General features: G+C 43.8%; 17 protein-coding genes. 4 read left to right on the forward strand and 13 right to left on the reverse strand.

The window, feature by feature from the left end:
* Positions 1-13 precede the first annotated feature (13 nt).
* The 4 genes from SY85_RS22050 to SY85_RS22065 form a co-directional block, all read right to left on the reverse strand.
* Positions 14-3,127 (reverse strand): SusC/RagA family TonB-linked outer membrane protein, encoded by a 3,114-nt coding sequence (locus SY85_RS22050; RefSeq protein ID WP_082886652.1) that lies wholly within the window; start codon positions 3,125-3,127, stop codon positions 14-16.
* A gap of 205 nt (positions 3,128-3,332) precedes the next feature.
* Entirely contained in the window at positions 3,333-4,625 is a 1,293-nt protein-coding gene (locus SY85_RS22055) for a RagB/SusD family nutrient uptake outer membrane protein (protein ID WP_066407798.1), read from the reverse strand.
* Positions 4,626-4,637: 12 nt separating this feature from the next.
* Entirely contained in the window at positions 4,638-7,799 is a 3,162-nt protein-coding gene (locus tag SY85_RS22060; protein WP_082886653.1) for a SusC/RagA family TonB-linked outer membrane protein, read from the reverse strand.
* Between the two features lie 206 nt (positions 7,800-8,005).
* Entirely contained in the window at positions 8,006-8,476 is a 471-nt protein-coding gene (locus SY85_RS22065) for an SRPBCC family protein (RefSeq protein WP_066407801.1), read from the reverse strand.
* 379 nt (positions 8,477-8,855) lie between these two features.
* Here SY85_RS22065 and SY85_RS22070 point away from each other — a divergent pair, with 379 nt between their 5' ends.
* Together SY85_RS22070 and SY85_RS22075 are read left to right on the forward strand one after the other, a co-directional pair.
* Complete coding sequence (locus tag SY85_RS22070; RefSeq protein WP_066407803.1) at positions 8,856-9,143, forward strand: GlsB/YeaQ/YmgE family stress response membrane protein; 288 nt, start codon at positions 8,856-8,858, stop codon at positions 9,141-9,143.
* A 150-nt stretch (positions 9,144-9,293) separates the two neighbouring features.
* Positions 9,294-9,818, forward strand: coding sequence for a thioredoxin family protein (locus SY85_RS22075; protein WP_066407805.1), 525 nt, complete (start codon positions 9,294-9,296; stop codon positions 9,816-9,818).
* A gap of 319 nt (positions 9,819-10,137) precedes the next feature.
* Here the strand turns inward: SY85_RS22075 and SY85_RS22080 are convergent, their stop codons facing one another.
* Complete coding sequence (locus tag SY85_RS22080) at positions 10,138-12,333, reverse strand: B12-binding domain-containing radical SAM protein (protein ID WP_066407806.1); 2,196 nt, start codon at positions 12,331-12,333, stop codon at positions 10,138-10,140.
* 184 nt (positions 12,334-12,517) lie between these two features.
* Positions 12,518-12,700, reverse strand: coding sequence for a hypothetical protein (locus tag SY85_RS22085; protein WP_066407808.1), 183 nt, complete (start codon positions 12,698-12,700; stop codon positions 12,518-12,520).
* A gap of 296 nt (positions 12,701-12,996) precedes the next feature.
* On the opposite strand from SY85_RS22085, the gene SY85_RS22090 reads away from it, so the two are divergent.
* Positions 12,997-13,686, forward strand: coding sequence for a hypothetical protein (locus tag SY85_RS22090; RefSeq protein WP_066407811.1), 690 nt, complete (start codon positions 12,997-12,999; stop codon positions 13,684-13,686).
* A gap of 267 nt (positions 13,687-13,953) precedes the next feature.
* Complete coding sequence (locus SY85_RS22095) at positions 13,954-15,483, forward strand: IS1182 family transposase (protein ID WP_066407813.1); 1,530 nt, start codon at positions 13,954-13,956, stop codon at positions 15,481-15,483.
* Positions 15,484-15,573: 90 nt separating this feature from the next.
* On the opposite strand, the gene SY85_RS22100 is transcribed toward SY85_RS22095, so the two are convergent.
* The 7 genes from SY85_RS22100 to SY85_RS22130 all read right to left on the reverse strand — a co-directional run bounded on the left by SY85_RS22100 (position 15,574) and on the right by SY85_RS22130 (position 22,159).
* On the reverse strand, positions 15,574-16,185 hold the full coding sequence (locus tag SY85_RS22100) for a DMP19 family protein (RefSeq protein WP_066407815.1): 612 nt from the start codon (positions 16,183-16,185) through the stop codon (positions 15,574-15,576).
* 478 nt (positions 16,186-16,663) lie between these two features.
* The gene (locus tag SY85_RS22105) at positions 16,664-17,707 is read right to left on the reverse strand and encodes an IS110 family RNA-guided transposase (RefSeq protein WP_066404799.1); all 1,044 of its coding nucleotides are present in this window, start codon (positions 17,705-17,707) and stop codon (positions 16,664-16,666) included.
* A 356-nt stretch (positions 17,708-18,063) separates the two neighbouring features.
* A complete protein-coding gene (locus SY85_RS22110) occupies positions 18,064-18,417 on the reverse strand; it encodes a TfoX/Sxy family protein (RefSeq protein ID WP_066407818.1) in 354 nt (117 codons plus the stop codon).
* A gap of 491 nt (positions 18,418-18,908) precedes the next feature.
* Positions 18,909-19,316: an ester cyclase gene (locus SY85_RS22115; RefSeq protein ID WP_066407820.1), complete on the reverse strand. Its 408-nt coding sequence runs from the start codon at positions 19,314-19,316 to the stop codon at positions 18,909-18,911.
* A 116-nt stretch (positions 19,317-19,432) separates the two neighbouring features.
* Positions 19,433-19,885 (reverse strand): nuclear transport factor 2 family protein, encoded by a 453-nt coding sequence (locus tag SY85_RS22120; protein ID WP_066407821.1) that lies wholly within the window; start codon positions 19,883-19,885, stop codon positions 19,433-19,435.
* A gap of 150 nt (positions 19,886-20,035) precedes the next feature.
* Positions 20,036-20,731 (reverse strand): NADPH-dependent F420 reductase, encoded by a 696-nt coding sequence (locus SY85_RS22125; protein WP_066407822.1) that lies wholly within the window; start codon positions 20,729-20,731, stop codon positions 20,036-20,038.
* A 321-nt stretch (positions 20,732-21,052) separates the two neighbouring features.
* Positions 21,053-22,159, reverse strand: coding sequence for an ABC transporter permease (locus tag SY85_RS22130; RefSeq protein WP_066407824.1), 1,107 nt, complete (start codon positions 22,157-22,159; stop codon positions 21,053-21,055).
* Positions 22,160-22,172: the final 13 nt, after the last annotated feature.

A 22,172-nucleotide genomic window follows, 5' to 3' on the forward strand; every position in this document is an offset into this window, starting at 1 on the left:
GATGTTTCTGTAATTAAAATTTAGCAGCAATACCGAAGCTGTATGTTCTTGGAATAGGAATAGCACCAAAGTCAATAGCTCTTAATACAGTACTTTGACCAGCAGCATTTACTTCAGGATCATATCCTTTATAGTTATCCCAAGAGATCAGGTTTCTTCCGCTTAAGCTAAAGGTGATGTCATTAAAGCGTTTAAATTGGCCTAAACGATAGCTTAAGGCTACTTCACGCAGCTTAACAAAAGAACCATCATCTACACGCCATTCTTCAATTGCGTAAACGCTATTGATATAACCGCGAGGTAAAACGCCATTGTGCTCCATTTCGGCCACTTCACCATTACCTACACCTTGACGCGTACGCCAGTCAGCATTCCATACATCTACACCTTGAACAGCGTCCAATTGTACACGCAGGTCAAACTTCTTGTAGCTTAACTCATTGGTCAATGTGGCTGTATAATCAGGGTTAGGATCACCAACAACTTTACGCAATGTAGTTCCAGAAGGTAAGCCAGAAGCATCTCTTCCTGGAGTATAGGTTAATGTACTGTTTTGTGTTCCTTTTTCAATTTGAGGGAATCCTGATGCGCTTTTTACATCGTTTCCATTACCATCTTTGGCAAAGAAAGTTCCGTAGAACACACCAATTGGCTGCCCTTCAATAATAGCTACTGGGGCACCTGGGTTTGTGCTGAATAAAATGAGCGACTGGCCAATGTGTACAGCTTCATTGCGGTTGCGGTTAAAGATACCGGTAACATTCCATCTGAAGTCTTTGTTAGCAACAGGTGCTGCATTCACTACTACTTCAAAACCTTTGTTGCGCAATGAACCAATGTTGTCTAACAAACTGGAGTATCCAGTAGTAGGAGCTACAAAACGGTTGATCAGCAGGTCTTTTACATTTTTAATATAATAGTTGAACGAAATGCCTAAACGGTCTTTAAAGAAGCCCATGTCCGTACCAAATTCCCATTCTTGCTGGCGCTCAGGTTTTACATTCTCATTGGCCAAGGTAGTTCCTGAGGTTGAAGATGTTCTTCCAACCAGAGGGGTTGTTGAGTAGGTATTAAAGCGGGAGTAAGCGCCAATACCTGTAAGGTTTCCTGACTCACCATAGGCTGCACGTAGCTTGAACAGGTTCATAAAGTCCAGGTTCCAATAATCTGCTCCAGAAAGAACATAGCTGGCACTGGCTTTTGTGTAAAGCTGATTGCGCTCTTCTTTACCAAATACAGAAGAACCATCCAAGCGCAGTGCTCCGGTTAAGAATAACTGGTTTTTAAACTTAAGGCCTTCTTGTAAATAGGCACCAGAGATTGACATTTCTGAACGATCATCGGCTGGTTGTAAAATAGTAGTAGCACCAGGTACTGTTTCAACTATTGGGGCTAGACCGCGACCCTGTGCCAGAAGGTAGTTGTTACGCTCGTATTGCAATGAATAACCAAGCTGTGTAGAAGAAGAAAGGTTATTATTGATATCAACCTGGTAGTTACCGCTTAGGTCGTGGTTGATCTGGAAGAACGTATTAGTTGCCGCACTGGCATAACCGTTTTGTGTTTCATTGATCGGGAAGCCACCACCATAAAACGCAGGGTTTACGTTGTAGGCAAAAGGTGGAATGAAGGTAGTACCGCTCTGCGTATAATTATCAATACCTAATGTATAGTTGAAGTTCAGGTTCTTGATTGGATTAAACTTCAAACCAGCATTGGCTAATATGCGGTTGGTAATTTGCTTTTGCTTGACGTCTTCAATGACTGACACTGGGTTTACGCGACCTCTTTCACCAACTGCTTTCAAGTTACCATTGGCATCTCTTTGCCAAATGTTGTGGAAGTTACCAATGATGTTGATAGAGTTCAGCGGTGAAAAGAATGATTGTCCATCAGGCTTTTCATTGGAGGTGCTGTTGATATAATTGAAGCCACCTGTAAATGATAAAGTTGATGACAGTGTTTGATCCAGGTTCATACGGAATGTATAACGCTGGAAGTCTGTGTTCTTTACAATACCCTCATTGAATAAATAAGATGCAGAAGCAAAGTATTTTGTTTTGTCTGTACCACCTCTAACAGAAACACTATTGTCGGTACCCATACCTGGATCAAAAATGTAGTCCTGGTAGTCGTAACGTGTTACAGGAGTAGTGTTAGTAGGCAATGCTGCCGGAGTACCTACCGCACTAATGATATCTTGCGTAAGCACATCAGGAGAACCACCAAATTTTACTGGAGAGTGGTTGAAAGGTACTTTTTTGCGCAACTCGTTTCTCATAACTGTAGTAGAGAAACTTACCTGGGGGGCACCACTGCGTCCTCTTTTAGTAAAGATCTGTACCACACCAGCATTTGCTCTGGAACCATAGATAGCTGCTGCGGCTGCACCATTCAGCACCTCTATACGGTCGATATCATTTGGATTAATATCTACCATACGGTTCTGGCCAATCTGTCCTACAAAGTTTCCGCCATCATAGTTCGATGAGGTATTGGTAACGCGTGTAGTAGCATTGTTTACAATTACGCCATCCACAATGTATAAAGGCTCTGAGGAGCTGTTAATAGAACTGATACCACGCAGGCGTACACTCATACCGCCGGCAGGATCTCCCGAGTTTTGAATGATCTGGGCACCGGCCGTTTTACCTTGCAATGCTTGCAGTGCGTTTGTTGAGGCGCCTTTTGTCAGATCTTCCGCCTTCACGGTGCTAATGTAGCTACCCAACTGGCGACGGGTAGTACCTTGTGTAGTACCGGTAACGATCACCTCTTCTAAACCCAATGCATCCGGAGCTAATTGTGCATTCAGGTTATAGGTGGTTGCGTTTCCAAGTTGCAAGAGCTTTTCTTGCATTTTAAAGCCAACACCAGAAAAAATAATTGTTTGGTTTCCTGATTTAATGTTGGCTGCTAAGGAATAGTTTCCGTTGACATCTGTAGACGTCCCAAATGTGGTGTTCTTAACCGTTACTGTAATGGCAGGTACACCCTTACCCTCAGCATCGGTAACTTTTCCCTGAATCTGTACCTGTGCCCAGAGGCTGGAACAGATCAGGATAGATACAAGTGTGGTCATTAATTTTCGCTTGTTGCGAAGAGCATGCAGATAAATTTTTAGCATAACACAGTTTTAAAAATAGAATTAGTGCAATCGTAAGCAACTGAGAATTGCATATCTAAATTCATTAAACTTTTCCATTATTGAAGAGTTTTGAGTATAAATGTGGAAAAGTCGGTTGTCTAACGGTGTTATAACTTGATCAATGCATACTAAAATAGAAAGCCCATAAAAAATAAGGCTACCGTTTGGTAGCCTTTAACGATGTTTAAATGGTGGGGTCTTGCGGCGTATTGGTATTGCCATCTCGCTCTTGCTGCGGGTAGGGGTAAAAGTTACGTGTTCTTTCCGCTCCGGGTGCACCGGGTGCAGGTCGGTTAAAGCGACGGCTATCTTCCAGGCGCATACCAAACAAGTATAATTCTATCTGCCGGTTTTTATAGATCTCTTGCAGTATAGCCTCTTGTGTCATAGGTCCGCTATAAGGGGGCAAGTCGGCACCTAGTAAATAAGGGTCATCTGCTGGTTTTTTGGCCAACACCTTGTTTAAGAATTCAACAGCCTTGGCTAAGTCATTTTTTCTGGCATAAGCTTCCGCCTGTATTAATAGCATTTCCCCGGGAACATAGATAGGGATAGGTGAAGCGTCGCCCTGAAAAAAGCTCGATCCGTTCTGCGCATTTTTAGTCGTATCAAATGGTAGTCTTTTGTCACCCGCCTGGGGAGCCAAACTGCTCGGTAAGCCTAAATCTTTTCTAATGCCTACCACATTACTTGATACCAATCCTGACCGAAAAACCGGATTGGGATTTATAAGGTTATAAAAGAAGACAGATTTCCTGGCAAGGTCAACTGCCGACGCTTTCGCTATTGCCTGGTCATTATTTAAGAGCATCATATTGTAGCGGGCTGATAAGGCCAGCAGGGTATTTTTTACATCAATTTCAGCACCAACCGCTTTTATAAAGTCGGCTGGTAATGTAGTGCCTTGCAATAACGTGGAGGCCTCATCCAAAAGTTGAATGGCACGTTGCAGGGCATCCTTGCGTGGACTAAATTGAGCGTTAGGGCCTGTATTAATGGGAACTTGTTCCCAAAACATGGATAGTGTGCCTATTGCTAACGCTTTATACAAATTACCATAGATCTTAATCGCGTTTTTCGTGCTTACATCTGTAAACTTCTCTGCGTTATTAATGAGTTTTTGCGCCTCGCTATTGACAATATTGGTGGTTATCCAAAGACTACCCAACACGCCATTGGCCGGAGACACGTTATTACCACCATTTAATAACTGTGCTAGATCTGCATTACCGGCATTAAGGACGGTTAGTTCTCCAGTTGTCAGGCCACTGGCGCTGATGGCCTGGTATACTGTGGCCGGGCCTAAATTGTTGACGGCATACCGGTTCTTTATGCCTACAATAACCCCTGTAATACCCTGTACGGTGCTGTAGACTTCCTCTTCCACCGGTTCATTAGGGTTGTCGTATTCTTTTTTGCACCCTATGGTAGCTGAAATGAAAGTGCAGATTGTTATTATATAAAGTAATTGTTTCATGATAGCTACATTTTAGAAGTTGGCAATAACGGATAGTTGAACGGTTCTAGGTATTGGGAAAGAACCAAAGTCGTTTCCGCGAACCACTGACTGACCAGAGGAGTTCACTTCCGGATCAAACCCACGGTAATCGTCAATTGACCAAAGGTTTCTACCGATCAACGATACTTTTACATTTTCGGCGAACTTGAATTTTCTAAACGTATAACTCAATGCCAACTCACGCAGTTTGGTATAGTCGCCGCTTTCCACATGGTCTTCCTGAATGCGCGGACCTATAAAGCCACCTATAGCCGCTACCCAGCCACGGGTCAGTTCGCCTTTTAGTTCTTTTTCAGCTGTTGGTCCATTACCTACGTTGTTGCGGGTAATCCAGTCCCAGTTATACACTTCGTATCCATACGCGCCATCCCATTGCATGCGAAGGGAGAAGTTTTTAAAATTAAACTCGTTGGTAAAGGATCCCGTATAATCTGGATTAGGATCTCCCAGCACTTTCCGTAATGGTGTACCAACCGGTTGTCCATTAGCGTCTCTTCCAATAGTGCCCTTGCTTTCATCGCCGCGCTCTACCTGGGGCAGTTGAAATCCATCAACAGTACGCAGGAGTAGGCTACCATCCGGATTGCGGGCAAAGTAGTTGACATAGTAAATACCTACAGGGTAGCCTACCAGTATACCGGTAGTGTTACCCGCATTAAAACCAATAAAGGTGGCTCCCCGATACACTTCAGTGACTTCGTTCTTATTATGGTTGACTAATAAAGAGAGGTCCCAAGAGAAGTTGCTAGTTCTAATTGGTGTAGCTGTCAACATAGCTTCAAAACCCTTATTGGTCATTGTACCCAGGTTATCGATCAGTGAAGCCGCTCCGTTTGAAGGCGCAATATTGAAAGGAAGTATCAGGTCTTTGATTTCCTGGTCGTAGTAGCTAAACTGCAAACCTAATCGGTTTTTAAGGAAAGACATATCGGCGCCAAATTCGTACTCGGTCTTTATCTCTGGCTTTATGTCTTTATTACCCACCCTGTTACGTGGCGCAAATCCACCTCCCGTGTAATTGATAGGCTGATAGGTAATAAAGCGGTCATAGGGGCCTACACCAGTGAGGTTACCCGCCTTACCGTAAGAAGCGCGCAGCTTCAAGGTATTAAACCACGTGCTGGATGACATATCACCCCAGAAGTTTTCATCTGAAATGGTATAGCTGATGCTGGCTTTCGGATAAAAGATGTCCTGATTGTCTTTGCCAAAAGCAGATGATCCATCGAAACGTCCGGCCAGTGTTAAAAAGAGTTTGTTATTGTACCCAAATGTTTGCTGAAGAAAGTATCCGTAAATGGACTGCTCTGTTCTTCTATCGACCGGGGTGGTAAAAAGGTTTTGGGCAGCCGAAATCGTCTTTACTAAGGGAATCAGATCCCGTCCTTCCTGCGAGTTAAAGGTGGTTTTAATATACTGGGCAGTAAAACCGCCACTGGTAGTGGATTGCAGGTTTTTGGTCAGATCAAATTTATAGGAAGCAACAGCATCAGTGGTCCATTGGAAGTAATTGTATTTGCCATAGCTCACATAGCCATCAGGGAAGAAGTCGGCAGATACGTTTTCATAAGGCAAGCGGGCTTGATAGGTTTGTCCTTCCTGTGCATAGGTGTCGAAGCCATTTGTAACATCTACACTCAAGCCCTGTATAGGTGTTAAGGTAAGTTTGATATCTGATAAGGCCCTGTTTGTTTCCTGGCGTATATCATATGTTTCAATGACTGATAAAGGATTCACGCGGACCCTTTCCACATGCAACAGGTTGCCATTAGCGTCTCTTTCATTGATATTCCAAACATTATCAATGATGGTCATAGTGCTAACCGGCGAGAAGAAGTTGTTACCGTTAGGCATATCCTTTGACTTAGCGTTAGTATAAGAAATACCGCCGGACAGCTTAGCCCATCTGTTCAAGGTAAGGTCTGTTCGGGCACGCAAGCCATAACGCTGAAAATTGGTATTCTTAATAATGCCATCATTCTTTAAATAAGAGCCTGAGAAATAATAACTGGCATTTTCACTACCGCCAGTAACCGATAAATGGTTGTCGGTTCCCAATGAGCTTTCAAAAATATCGTCCTGGTAGTCGTAGCGCGTTACAGGGTATTTGACTTGATCTAAGCGTCCGCCAAGTGCTGTGGGGCCTGTTCCAGGAGTAGTGGCCTGGTCGGGACGAAGGTTGGCAATAGTTGTTAAGCGGTCTCCAACCGCAAACAACCGCGGATCGCCAGGTATACCAAAACGGAAGGGATAGTCATTCATTTCCCAACGTTTGCGTAAGGAGTTGTGTTGAATACTGGTGGTGAGAGAAACGCGTGGCTTACCACTCCGACCTCTTTTAGTGAAGATCTGTACCACACCATTAGAGGCACGAGAACCGTAGATTGCTGCTGCAGCGGCTCCATTGATCACTTCTATACGTTCAATGTCATTGGGGTTGATATCTACCAGTCGGTTGGCACCTGTGCGGATCTGTGCGCCTTGTGCATCGGCATTTTGGTTGATCACATTCACGGAGCTGTTATCAATGATAATACCATCTACCATATAGAGCGGCTCAGAAGAACCAAATATGGAACCTACACCCCGTAGCTTCACGGAAACACCGCCTGCAGGATCGCCTGAGTTTTGGGTGATCTGCGCACCCATCACCCGGCCACTGAGCATAGCACTCAGGTTTTGCGCACCGGTATTTTGTAGTTGCTCTGCAGATACGGTAGAGATCGCATTTCCCAATTGTCGCTTAGAACTTCTTCCTAATGTTCCCGTCACCACCACTTCATCTAGCCCCAGCGCATCTTGCATAAGGCTGTCATTCACTATATAAGAAGTGGCATCACCAATGGTTAAAGGGGCTATTCTTGTTTTGTATCCAATGCCAGAGAACTCAAGATTATAACTTCCCTTTTTCAAGTTGGCATCAAGGGCATAATTACCAGTCGGATCTGTAGTGGTACCAATAGTAGTGTTTCGCACACTAACTGAAATACCGGGAACGCCTTTGCCTTCAACGTCGGATACTCTACCCTGAATGCGTATTTGAGCAAATAATGTAAGTGTAAAAAAGAGCAGTGCTGCGGTGATGAACAAACGTTTCCGCATGCGGCAATAGAATGCATAAAAATGTTGCATAAAGCAGGTTTTAAATTACAAATGACACAAAAGGGTACTGCTTTACGCGTGAGTGGGGTACTACCGTACGCGTAGGTGGAAAGAGCTTACATGTGAGTACTATTTGCTTTACGTGTGAGTACTACTAATTTCTAAAATATTTTTTGTTAATGCTAGTATCAAATGATAAAAGGGGAAAACAATTTTTAGGATTAATCAAACCAGCTTTAAGGAAGTGGTCTTTGGCGTAAGTTTTCCAGGCCTTGCTGCATAATAGCTCCATAGGTTTTTTCATAAAACAAACTGCCAAACTTTTGCCATGGATACCATTTTAGGTGAAAGTCCATATACCACTGTAAGGTTAAAGAATCGGCTGAAGGAAACTGGTATACCTGCCAGCCATTGGTAATAGGCGTTTGGTCGTTGTACTGGATTTGAAAGACAACGGTGGAATCTGTTTTAGCTAATGGAGTAGCTTTTAAGTATTGCTGACGCCCTTGCGCTTTCAGCTGTTGCACCAAGGGATGCCATTGGCTCCAGGTAGTAGTGTCACCAACATAGGTAAGCATCTGCGATGAGCTGCTTCCAATATTCACCGCCTTGGATATACGAATATGAGAAGGAATAAATAAGGAAATAGCTGTGAGCAACACAAAGAAAAACAAGAAGCTGATTACGGCCAGTTTAATGATGCGCAAGGTGGTTGAAGGTTTTGATTGGGGGCAAAGATACCAACTGAACCATGATTATTGGGCTAGAACTAAGATTATTAGGAGGGAGACAGAACCAGGATTATTAGGATGAGAGGGATTAGGAGGAAAAGAAAAGCAAAACCCGGGCTTTTACTTCATAAGTGTGCGCTCTCTCAACATGTAAGGCAGTAAGGTAGCATGGCCCGGGCTTTGTATAAGTAGGAGGTGTGAGGTATTGCTGATGCATGTTATTGCAGGCGCGAAGTCCTAGTTGTAGAGCTGGTATTTTGGATGTGTTGATTCTCTTTGTGGAAGGCGTCGGATAGGGACCCGCGTTAGGTTAGCCTTGGCAAAAACCTTTTTACATTTAAATAAATTTCAAGCTATGACATTGGTAGGCTTTCTTGTTCTTTTGGTTATTGCTGCAATTTGCGGTGCTGTTGGACAATCTTTGGCGGGTTATGATCTGGGCGGGTGCCTGGTGTCGATAGTGGTGGGTTTTATAGGCGCCTATATTGGTTTGTGGATTGCAGGCAAGTTTGGCCTGCCGCGTATGTTTGAAATTTCTATTGAAGGCAAACCTTTCCCGATAATATGGGCTGTTATCGGCTCCGCTATTTTTACGGTGCTCGTTGCGCTGATCCGAAGGGCTACAGCAGGACCCAGGTATTAAGCAGGCTCCTGTTTCTTGAATTGTCAATAGCCATTGCCGGTATTTACTTCCCTGTTCTATTTCTTTACCCAAGGAGTGGTGGGCATAGCTCACTTGCTATGTTTAAACGAAACACCAGAATTTGCTTTAGCTTTAAGGAAATCTTTTTCAATGAGAAAGACGCTTAGTTTCATCTGTGTTTTGGTAGCTACCATTAACTGCTCTGCGCAAACCCAAGTGCCCTCAGCAGCAGAAGTACTCAAGCCTGTATATGCAAAAGCAGCCAAGGAAAACAAGAATGTGCTATTGATCTTTCACGCCTCCTGGTGTGTGTGGTGTCGTAAAATGGATTCTTCCCTACATGATAATGCGGTGAAACCGTTAATTGATAAAAACTATGTAACTACGCACCTCTCTGTTTACGAGTCAGATAATAAAAAAGAGCTGGAGAATGCCGGTGCATTGGAAATGCTGACAAAGCTCGGCGGTGCTGATCTGGGAATACCCTATTGGGTGGTACTGGATAAGAATGGAAAACTATTAGCCGATGCGCAAAACAAGCCTGGTGAAAACAGCGGCTGTCCAGCTACAGAAGAAGAAGTTGCCCATTTTATAAGTGTACTAAAGAAAACATCTTCACTAACCGAACCGCAGCTAAAGGTCATTGAAAAGCGGTTCCGAGTAAATGATCAGTAGGTTCACAAGTTCACAAGTTCACAAGTTCACAAGTTCACAAGTTCACAAGTTCACAAGTTCACAAGTTCACAAGTTCACAAGTTCACAAGTTCACAAGTTCACAAGTTCACAAGTTCACAAGTTCACAAGTTCACAAGTTCACAAGTTCACAAGTTCACAAGTTCACAAGTTCACAAGTTCACAAGTTCACAAGTTCACAAGTTCACAAGTTCACAAGTTCACAAGTTCACAAGTTCACAAGTTAGTTTTCATTAACAGGTGAACTTGTAAACAGGTGAACTCGTAAACATATTTAAAAGCCCTGAACGGTATTGAAGCATTATAAATGTAAGAGTCCCGCCTTATACAGCGTATTTATGGGTTTGTTGTCCCAGAATAGTTCAAAGTCTTCCAGTCCAGCGTATTCATAATCAGCTTTTACCTGCTGAAGGGTAAGCGGAGTGGGGTTACTCACACTGATCTTAGGTAATAAATTGATGAACCATGCTCCCTTTTCTGGTTCTACATTAATCGTATGTACTGCTTTCTTGGTTTGAAAGGTGAGTGACATTACTTCCCACTGGGCGCCTTTCTTTGATTTTGTAAATGTTTCTGTTTTAGGCGTCTTACCTAACCATACCAATTTACTGTTAGGTAGTGAAGTGAACTCGGGCTCTTCAATGGCTTTGCGGATATAATCGGGTGCTACGCTGGTCTTTGGAATTTTAAAATCAAACCATTTTTGTAATGGGTAATCCAGACAAGCAGCATGCATATAGTTCAACAGTGCTTTTTTCAATCCATAGCCAAAGCTTTCATGGTCAGCGCCTGTAGGATCAATATGCTCAACATCGTTGTTGGCAAAACTGCCTACCATTTCGGTAACTTTCTTTACCGAATACTTAGCAGGCTCTAAACCTACCGGGCTATGGGCTGTCATGGTAAACAAATGCCAAAAAGCTGATTGTAAAACACCGGCTTCAAAAAGCTGACGCACCATTTCCAGCGAGTCGATCGTTTCCTGGGCTGTTTGAGTAGGGAAGCCATACATCAGGTAGGCGTGTACCATGATGCCTGCTTCTGTAAAATGCTTGTTCACGCGCGCCACTTGGGCCACCGTGATACCTTTATTGATCAGCTTCAACAACCGATCGGAAGCTACTTCCAGTCCGCCGCTTACCGCAATACAGCCCGATGCTTTTAACAGCAGGCAGAGATCGCGGGTAAAGCTTTTTTCAAAACGTATATTGGCCCACCAGCTTACCACCAGGTTGCGTCGGATGATCTCTTGTGCCAGCGCTTTCATCAGGGCAGGTGGCGCAGCTTCATCTACAAAGTGAAACCCATTCTGTCCTGTTTGTGTCATCATCTCTTCCATGCGATCTACCAGCAAGGAAGCAGTAATGGGCTCATAGTTTTTGATATAATCGAGGGATATATCACAGAAGGTGCATTTACCCCAATAGCAACCATGTGCCATGGTCAGTTTGTTCCACCGGCCATCGCTCCAGAGACTGTGCATCGGGTTGGCCACTTCAATGGCAGAAATGTATTGATTTAGGTAGAAGTCGCTATAATCAGGAGTGCCTACCTGTCCTTGCTTATAATCAGAGCAGGCCGAATTGTTGAGGTAGGTAACAGCGCCATCAATAAGCGTGAACGTGCGTTTTAATTCAGCCTGTGATTTCTCGCCATTAATGTGTCCAATCAATTGCTCTATAGGCGCTTCACCATCATCGAGCGTGATGAAATCGTAAAACTCAAACACTCGAGGATCACTGAGAGAGCGTAATTCCGTATTAGCAAACCCGCCACCCATGGCCACCTTGATATCCGGGTAATGTTTACGGATCCACTGTCCACATCGCAGCGACGTGTACAGGTTGCCAGGAAAAGGGACTGACAGACAAACCAACTTCGGTTGTACCTCAGCCATCCTTTTTTGAAGCACATCAATAAGGATATGATCCATGTAGGTATAATCCTGCTGGAGAGAAGTGTACAGCTCATCAAATGTATTGGCGGAACGGCCCAATCGCTCTGCATACCGACTAAAGCCAAAATGCTCATCCACTGTTTCCTTAATCAGGTCGCTTAAGTCCTCCAGGTACAGCGTAGCCAGGTGCTTGGCTCTGTCTTGTATACCCATGCTGCCAAAGGCCCAATGCAGATCATCCAGCTGGGCAAAGCGACTGGCTTCAGGCAGAAAGTCACGCTTACAGATGAGGTGAGCAAGAGTAGGGCGTTTGCCTTGCAGGAAGAGTATTACATCATCAATGGTGTTGATATAGTCTTCTTTAAGCGTAATAATGCGCTCAATATTTTCAGAATGGGCCTCGTGGCCGCTTTCTATATGTGCAAAAAGCTGTTGCAGGCCTGCTTTATTGAAGAGAGCCAGCGTTACTTCAATACCCAGATCGGCCTGGTAGGAAGGGATATTCTTGGTATTTAAGAACCCTTTCAGATAGGCAGTGGCCGGGTAGGGCGTATTCAATTGTGTAAACGGAGGAGTAATTAAAAAAACAGGTGCTTGCAAAACGGCTATTTAAGTCGCAAAAGTATCATTAAGAAGCGGCATTAATGTGGAGGGTTTCTTAAAGTTGGGGAGGGTGAGAGGCAGAGGCTAACGACGTGGATGGTATTGCTGGCAGCACAGGAAGTCCGTGTTGCGGCCGTTTAACACCTATTCTACCGTTGATTAATGATTAAATAGCTGAATGTTAGTCTTTAGCTTGTGTTGCAGCTATAAGTGTTGTACACAGACTGCCAAACATCGGGAGGCTTTTAGAAAAAGAACCATTTTTCTTAATCGTTGTCAGTATAGGCTCTACTTCCACTGTTTCCTCATTTCGTCTGCCGGTAACCGCTGCTGATTGAAAATTTACTGTTGAAGTTATGTACAAGAGCTACTATTTATTCTTTGCCTGAACAAAAGCTTGCATTTACAATCAGATGATGTTACAAGGTCAAGCCAACTTGCCTAAAACCAAATGTTGGTGGCAGTTGTGGTAATAAACCGAATTTCCATTCCTGTTTTCTCCACCATTATATTTCGTCTTTTTACATCAAAAAGTAGTCTCGGAAATTATATTTTCATCGAAGCCATATAGAGTCCACACATCATACTTATTATTTAACAGTTGATTACAAAAGAAATGATCGCCTCTTAGCTGCAATATAATTTCGAAAAAAAAGGACAATGAATTTAATAAAAGAGCAAAGGTCGATCGGTATCATAACGATATTATCCGGCCTAATTGCGCTTGCGTGTATTATTTTGACCCTTATTGCTGTAAATTTTAATATTGATGCACTATCAGATCCTGTTCTGGTGTTATCAACAGTAGGCACAAATTCAGTTGCGGCTCGTTGGTCAATGATTTCTGACATGTTTGGCTATTATCTTTTATTGCTCCCCATAATTTACCTTTTTCATGATTGGATGAAAGAAAAGTCGGCATGGAATAATTTGGTGACTTTTAGCGGCGTTGCTTATGTTTTGATCGGAAGTATAGGTGCCTCTATACTGGCTGTTGTATGGCCTAATATAATGGATGCCTTTCACTCTGCTAATGTTACTGAGCAGCAAATATTGACGGCCAACTTCAAATTAATAAATGACGCGGTTTATAGCGGCTTGTGGAACTTGCTGGAGATGAGTTTTGCTGCAGTTTGGTGGATATTTATTGGTTATCAACTTCAGAAAAATGAGTTCAAATATATAGGTTGGTTAACCATTAGTACTGGCATTTCGTGCCTGGGAGATACTGTAGCAGGAATACTTCAATTTGACACGCTGCACGAGGTTTCCTTAAATATATACCTCTCATTAGCTATTGTTTGGGCGATAGTAATTGGAATATTCATAATGAGAAAAAAATTAAAATAGATTTAGCCGTATTTCCGGTCAGTTCCTACAATGGGTTATGCTTCTAAAGCATTGCCACCAACGTTCGGGGCTTTGCGAAGTACGGGCATTAGCATTCCTGTCGTTCGCTTGGCCGTAACTTTTGATTTACTACGGCCAAAGTACAACAGTTGATTAGAATTACAAATGTTGCTAAGGCGGTATTCTATCGCCCGTATTTTGCAAAACCCTTGTGCTTGTTGCACAACTCAGCCTCCTAAAGCCACTGTAAAAGTGGTAAATTAAACCATGCAAGGAAAGAAACCTTTTCAAGACAAGCGCCTTGCTTCCTTCCGCCTCTCGGAGCGGGTGCCGCGTGACAACTTCTACCGCCGCTTAAAAGCAATCATGGATGTGGAGTGGCTCTATGAAGCCACCCAAAAGTACTATGGCCGTGAGGGCCACAAATCGCTGGACCCGGTGGTGTTCTTCAAACTCATTTTAATTGGTTATCTCGAGAACCTCTTAAGCGATCGAAGAATCATCCAGACCGTCAGCCTGCGCCTGGATCTTTTGTACTTTATCGGTTACTCCCTGGACGAACCGCTGCCCTGGCATTCTACCATCAGCCGCACGCGTCAACTTCTGGGTGAAGAGGTCTTTAAAGAACTCTTCAAACGGGTCTTACGCCAGTGTGTGCAACAAGGCATGGTGAAGGGCAAACGCCAGGCCCTGGACTCGGTGCATGTCAAAGCCAATGCGTCGATGGACTCCTTAAAAGAAAAAGAAATTGTGCAGGACGGGGAAGCCTATGCAGGTGAACTCGGTGAAGATGCAGAGGACGAAGAGCAAACAGAAAAGCAAACCGTCTCCGTCTTCAAACACCAGCAAGTGCAGTGGCATCACGGCTGGAAGCGGAAGGCCTACCAAGGGCGGCCCAGTGGTGGATGGCGGGCTCGCTTTGTCTCCAACCACACCCACTACAGCACTACCGATGGGGATGCCCGTGTGGCCGTCAAACCCGGCAAGCCCCGCCAGTTAAACTATTTGGGGCAACTCAGTGTCGATACCGCCCATCACGTTATTACTTGTATACAGGCCGACTATGCCAGTAAAAAAGACTCGCAGTGTTTGCCCTCATTACTCCGGCATACCATTGACAATGTAAAGGCGGTAGGCTTAAAAGTAAAAGAAGTACTCTGCGATGCGGGCTACTCCTCTTCGGAGGCCCTAAAAGCACTGAAGCAGTACCGTGTCACCGGCTATATCCCCAACTTTGGGCAATATAAACCCACCCGGGAAGGCTTCCGCTATTTTGCCGGCGGGGATTATTACCAATGCTCCCGGGGAGTAAGGCTTCCTTTTAAACGCATCAAGGACTCTCATGATGGCACGTACCAGATGCGGGTCTACAGAAGCAGTTCTTTGGATTGCAGGAACTGCCCTTTGAGAAAAACCTGTATTGGTAAAAGTGATTTTAAAAAGATTGAAGACACTGTAGACAAACCCCTCTATGATGAGATGCATCTCCGGCTACAAACCCGCAAAGCCAAACGTATGAAACGGCTTAGGCAAGCCACCGTCGAACCGGTGATTGGTACCCTGGTGAACTTTTTAGGGATGCGACGAGTGAACACAAGAGGCATCCAGCTGGCCAACAAGTGTTTGCTGATGGCCGCCGTGTGTTATAATTTGAAAAGACTCCTAAAATGGATGGGGGAAGCCGAAGGCAAAGGCGAAAAAACGCTTGGCCAGCTACTGGTTATGCTGTACTGGCTACCGGTTCTCTACAGCCGAAGAGGAGAGCAAATACAAACCAGCTTAAGCTACGCTTGCTAAAATCAAAAAACCACATACAAATACTGTTTTAGTTCCGAGTTGTGCAACAGCCACCCTTGTTGTGCGCGAGTGCTTATACCAGACTACATATTATTTTAATTTTATAAACTCTTCTGGGTTTTGTCGGGCGTATTTTTCTAGTAAGTTCATCATTTTGTCATGTGTCGCATAGTAAATACTGTCCAACTTGTCAAATGATGTTAGATTTTCATAAAGTGGTGTCCAATCATCTTTTTGTCTTTGAATAGCGAATTTATCTTTGTTAGCCAAATACTCCTTGTCGGCTTTGTCAATTAGATTAATCATGGAATTGTCGCCAATTAACTTTAGTCCATCATTTATTGCGGGTAAATATTTTCTGTAGCCATTCCAATAGAACTGAATAAACCCTCCGTTCGTTACTTCTGCATCTAAGTACCAGATGAAATATAATGCCTTTTGTCCAGGTGAAAACCGTTTGGAAAGCTCTTTGTCATCGTCTTGCGTTTTAGCAATATTGATCGGCTCTAAAAGCGCCCAGCCCAAATCCCAGCCATGAAGAGTGTCAAATTTTGATTTTTCAAAGTCAGGTTGCAAGTGATTAGATGTATCAAAAACGGTGAATTCGTTAGTCAAAGTATTTTCGTTTTTGTTTGATTTGTTCTTTGTCTGATCACAGCTGATTAAAGATGTAAATAGGATAAATGTCAATAGTTGTCTCATAATTGTTAGGGTGTGTCCGGTAGCATTGCGCACAACACCTAAATCCTATGTAATAGGGATAGCTGGTTGCTGATAAAGATACGTTGGTTTTCAAAGTGTAGTATAAGCGGTAAGTTGGTAGGGCCGCCGCCGCTGTATTCTAAAGCACAATAGGGGCCCTGCCAGCTGACTAAATCCTTTAATCCGTTTCCCTTTTGATTACTAAAAAAAGCCTTACGCCAGCTGCGCGGTCGGGTTGTCTTTTTTCACCTTATTACCTTTGTCTTGGCATCCTATCAGCAGTCGGAGTCCTTGTGTCCGCTGCAAGCATTTATTACAGGCAAAGGAAGTGGCGCTGTATGCTATACGACAGCAGTCTTCGGCCTATACTAAGCACAGGGAGCTGCATAGCGTGTTTTACAGTCGCCACTTTTTATTTTTAAATGCCTTTTCTGCATTGTGTTAAAAGATCAGAACGGTAATAAGATACAGGCCTCTGTTAGGCCAGGGCTTTTACTTTTTCCAATTGGTAGGGTTCTCCTGTTTTGATCACATGGTACATCCGGCTGAGGGTCTTGGCAGCCAGCTTGACGATCAGCTTTTTATGATCACCACCTTTGCGCTCCTGGTAGTACTGCATTAAGACCGGATCTTTTTTGCATGCCACCCAGGCCGCCTCTACCAAATAGCTTCTCAACAGGGCTTTACTACGCCGGGTTAGTCCCTTGGTATAGGTGCGTCCACCGGAGCTGTGTACGGCAGGTACTAACCCCACATAGGCACTTAAGCGGTCGATGCCTTTAAAGCGGCGGATGTCGCCCACTTCAGCCAAGACCCCGATGGCGGTTAGGGGGCCCACACCCGGTAGCGAGCGCAACAGGTAATAATCCTGGCGGTGGTTTTTGCGGGTATAGATGCGCAACTCCTTGGAGACCTGTAGGAACTGGGTTTTCAAAAATTCCAGTTCTGCTAATCGGCTGTGCATGGCTGTGGTAGCTGGTGTGTAAGACCAATGCTGCTGCCCCAGCCACTGGAGCATCTCTTTACTCCAGGTGATGGTGTCGTATTTTTTAGGCAGTACAATGCCATAGTACAAGAGCATGCTTTTAATGCTGCACTTAATACGCCGGATATTTTTAACCAGGTCATTACGCCGGCGAAAAAGGCTACGGAACTGTTCTTGTTCGTGCGATGGAATATAAATGCCGGTGAGTCGTCCCGCCGCCAGTTCCTGGGCCAGGTGGGTGCTGTCAATCTTATCGGTTTTACAAACGGCAAGTTTATGGCCACGGGCAATATCACCGGGGTTGACCACCAGCACCTGCCAACCCGCAGCCGTCAGGGAGTGGTAGATGTGGTAGCCGCAGCAGCAGCTCTCATAACAGCACTGTACCTGGTGATGGGGAAAATGCTTTTGAATATAGTTCACTAAGATGGCTGCATTGGCTTCCATAGTGAAGCGTTTGACAACAAGGTGTTCTTCCTGGATAGTAACCGCCCACGTTTTTTTGTGGACATCTAAACCAATAAAAAGCTGTTGCATAACTTACCTCCTTTAGTGTTTAGGACCGGTAAGCTATCCCATTTACATGAATGCTATACGCATGTTCTTGCAGGTAGGTAAGAGTTGTGGTTGAGTTGCAAACCATTTATTATTAGCCCCTTTCATTTGCGTTTCTTTGTTAGCGTTAACATGAAAAGCGCATGTTTTTATTTTAGCTGTTAACCCTAAAAGCGCAAGTGTTTTATACCGTTGGTGTTGAGGCGAATACAGTATATCAGGAGTGTGATCAACTATTGAAAACTTTTTAAATAGGATAAAGTGTCCTGTGTTTCGGTTGTTGCAATCTCCATATATAGGCTACGCAGAGCAACCGCACCAGCTTAGGATTGCAGTTGTTATTTTTTCTTTGCTTTCCGTGAAGGCTTTGCATTCTGGTTGTAATCCAGGCAAATGTCTAGCCAATACGCAAAGTCCTTTTTTGTTGCAAAGCCGTCTGGTGTAACATAGCAAAACCCTTCAAGTTGCCTTCCCCTCATGATTATATTTTGATAACCTTTTCTTCCTTCTATAATTGGTAGTAAAGCTGGGTCGTAGCGACACATTAAGTTGTTGCCACTTACATTCACACACATTTTGTTATTCACTAAAAATGCAAGTCCGCCAAACATTTTCTTTTCCGTTATTGCTAAGTTTGAAAAGTTGTTAAAGTATTCTCTTACAGTGTCGGCAAGTTTTGTGTCGTATGCCATAGGGATTATTTTGAAGGTTACATCGTTGTTGGGATTGATGTGGCGGCTTACGTTTTGGCTACCAATAGTAATGAAAGATAGCTAACTTATTGACAACCTCCCTGCACTTAGATTGGTGGTGCAGCCACCGCGCATAGTTAGGATGATCGTCAACAAAGGCGTAAGAAAGCAGGTAACCTAACCGTTACGATTGCCGCCGTGTCTCTTTCCACACGCAAGGCTATATAAAGGAGACACGGCGGGAACCGAGAATGACATATTTAGTTGACAGATGACAGTTGACAGTTGACAGATGGCAGATAATCGCCTCTAGTTGCAGACTGTCAACTATCAACTACCAGCAGTCATCTGCTATACGCACTGCTTAACTTAAATGAGTATAAATTATAAGAATGATTATTGATTTATTTTACATAAACACAAGCGAGGGCTTCCTAAACACAAAGTTTGGCATGGAAGCCCCGCTTGGACACAAACACAACTAAAGAATATCATTCAGCAAGAGACGTCGGCTCTTGTTCCAATTGTTGTTGCATTCCCTGGAAGTCGTACTGGTTCCAGGCTTCTGCAATTTGATTATTTTCAATTCTAACCATACATAGGCCAGTGAAACTTATTCTTTTGCCTGATTCTTTGTGTGTAGCCATAACCTCTGTGAGAGCACATTCCATATCGTCCTGGCTCACTACTTCTTTAACATCAATATGTATATCATCGAACTGGTCTTTAAAGCCGTGATAGAATGTTTTAAATCCGGCAGGGCCTTGCAATTGCTCCTCTGATTTTATACCATGAGCAAATGAATTAGTGGCCATTAATTGTTCAATAGAATCCTCCAGGCCTTGGTTCCAAACTTCATTGAACCATTGGTAAAGCAGTGTTTTTGTTTTGTCCCGCATATGTTTGATTTTTTGAAGAAAATGCTAAGCAGCCTTCCAGAGTAGCGGGGTAAAACAGTAGTATAATCGTCAACTAAAAATGCACCTGTTTTTTTAGGGTCACAGGATCGATGGCCTTATTCTGGTTTGTCTACCCGCAGTCGATTTACCACCTGCCATCCTTGTTTTCTTTTCATCCACGTATCTACCAATATGGATGCTGAGTCTGCAAACGGTTGGCCATAAAAAGAGCCCGCCCAATAAAATTTTGATTGTACAATTGCAGTGTTATCAATAACATCCACTTTCATCGTATAATAGTGAACAGAATCAATCTTTAAATGTTGTATTGCGTTTGTCATCCATGTTTCTCTTGTCGCCGGTGCTTTGTCAAAAGGGTAGATATCATATAGCTTATACTCAGGAGCCATGATTTTATTCAGTGTGGTTACATCTTTTTTCATTGTGGCTACCATCCAGTCGTTCATCAGCATTCTAATTTCCGGCTTTGTATTCCCTTTATTGTTTACTGTTTGCGCCCGACCTAATAATGATACTAAAACAGCATTGATAAAAAGAAGTCTTTTCATAAACGGTCTGTATTTGGAGCGTGAAGTTTTCAAAGTTGTATGGCAATCGTACCATTTACCTGCAGCACTAAAACACGCATCATTGCCTGTTTCATGTTCAGTTGGTCTTCAATAAGGAAGTGATTAGTTGTATCAACCTAGCTGTCGGGTTTAGAGTTGAGCCCTTTTGATCGAGAAGTTAAAAAAAGGCGTTTGAAACTTGCTGTACAAACGCAGCCACAAGGGAAGGATCATTTCTGTGCCTCGGGCAGTTGTGATATCACCTAAGTCCAGAATGTTCCTTTCTTCCCAACCAAAGCTTTTTAAAAGATCAGTGACTTTTGCTTTTGCCGCTGTATCATTTCCACTAACAAATACACTGTGGTCACCTTCAATCAGTTTAGGATTAACCATAACAGGGTTGCTCATGGTATTGAGTGTTTTCACCACTTTGAGTGTAGGGTATTGGTTTTGAATCTGCTCGCTTAAGCTTTCGGTATTGGAAACAAAAAGTGTTGGGGGAAAGCCTTTACTGAAATCGAGTGGATTGGAAATGTCGATCAATATTTTGCCATTCAGCAGTTGTTCACCTACAGCGTGTAGACATTCTTTAGCCACCTGGCCATTCATGGCAAATACAATTAGCTTACCTCCCTTATCTACCGCTTCTTTAAAGGTTACCAGTTGTACTTTGGGATGTTCTTTGAGCCAAGTGCCGATAGGGGGATTGCCCATTCGGTCAGCTTCCGTTTTGGCTAAGCTGTCAGCAACATTACGGGTACCCATAAATACCTGGTGGCCAAGACCGGAAAGACGGTCGGCAAGGGCTTGTCCTACTACGCCTGTGCCTAAAACAGCGATGTTCATTGTAGTCGGTTTTAGTGAATCATCCTATTTACGACTACAAACCTACTCATCGTAAAGCAGCAATGCAATAACTGAAAAGTTGTATTCTGAAGGAAAGTAATAATAGCAGAGCCCCTTCCAGCTCCCCAAAGAGGAGGGACGGCCCTCCTAAATCTTCCCGAAGAGAGGACTTAGCCATCGCACAAACCGCAACCATAAACAGTACTGCATAATAAAAGCACTCCTTCAAGTGGAGTGCTTTTAAGTTTATTGATCTCTTTATGAAAGTAATATCTCGTTGCCAAGCGAGCCGTTGTGTGGTAGTATTCACCCCTCACCACCTCATTCCCACTTAAACACTTTAATAGCCACACCATAAGCAATAACACCCCAGCCTATCAGAACAGCTATTTGTAACCAGCAATCGGAGAGGTGCGCACCTTCAAAAGAGATCTTGCGCATGGCATCGTTGAAGTAGGTAAGTGGCATAGCGCGACTGATGGGTTGCAGCCACTTAGGAAATACATCAATAGAGAAGAAGGTACCGGCCAACAAGAACTGCGGCAAGGTGATAATATTGGCAAGGGGAGGAATAACACTCTCACTGTTGGCTATCCCACTGATGATAAAGCCAAAGCCCATGAACACTAGTAGCGCAATGAAACTTAGTATCATGATCTCCAGAAAGGTTTCCCATCCATGAATAAGGGTAAAGTTGAAGAGGTAGTGTCCAATAGCAATGATAATTACCGCTGTCAGCAATTGAAAGATCACACGGCTAAGACCTTCACCCAATACAATATAACCGCGGCGGATAGGAGTGGCATAAAAACGCTTAAGCACTAACTGCTGGCGTAAACTGAAAAACAGAAAGGCAACACCAAAGATGGATGCGCTCATGAGCGAAAAGCCCAATTGGCCGGGCAGGATAAAATCAATGGTGCGGTATTCGCGTACCTGTTGGATGTTGGGTACAATCTGTGCAATGCTCTGTTGGCCCTTAAACGTAGCGCGGTCTATATGGTCCACCGTGTTTTCCAAAAGCGGCAGAAAGGTTGCTACTTTATCTGCACTGGCAGTGGTAGACCGGAAGTCAATTCGATAATGTGCTGATGTATCGGCAGCTGACTTCTTATGAATTGTCAGTACACCAGTGATGCGTCCCTTGTTTAAATCAGTATTCAGATCGTCTGCGTTGTCATAGTTCACAAATCGCACACCTTTGGTGGCTTGTAAGCTGTGCCAGATCACGTTGTTGGTATCACTGTTGGCTCCTAAAACCACCCGGTAGGAAGGGCCTCCACTGTTTCCAATAAACCCAAAGACCAGAATAAAGATCAAAGGGAAAAAGATACTAAATACGATAGCCGAGGGGCTACGCAGAATGGCACGAAAGCTGGCCTTGGTAATGGCCAGCATGGCCTTGAACTGATTATATTTTGGAGGCATTTTAGAAAAACTG

The sequence above is a fragment of the Flavisolibacter tropicus genome (genome assembly GCF_001644645.1).
GTDB lineage: Bacteria > Bacteroidota > Bacteroidia > Chitinophagales > Chitinophagaceae > Flavisolibacter > Flavisolibacter tropicus.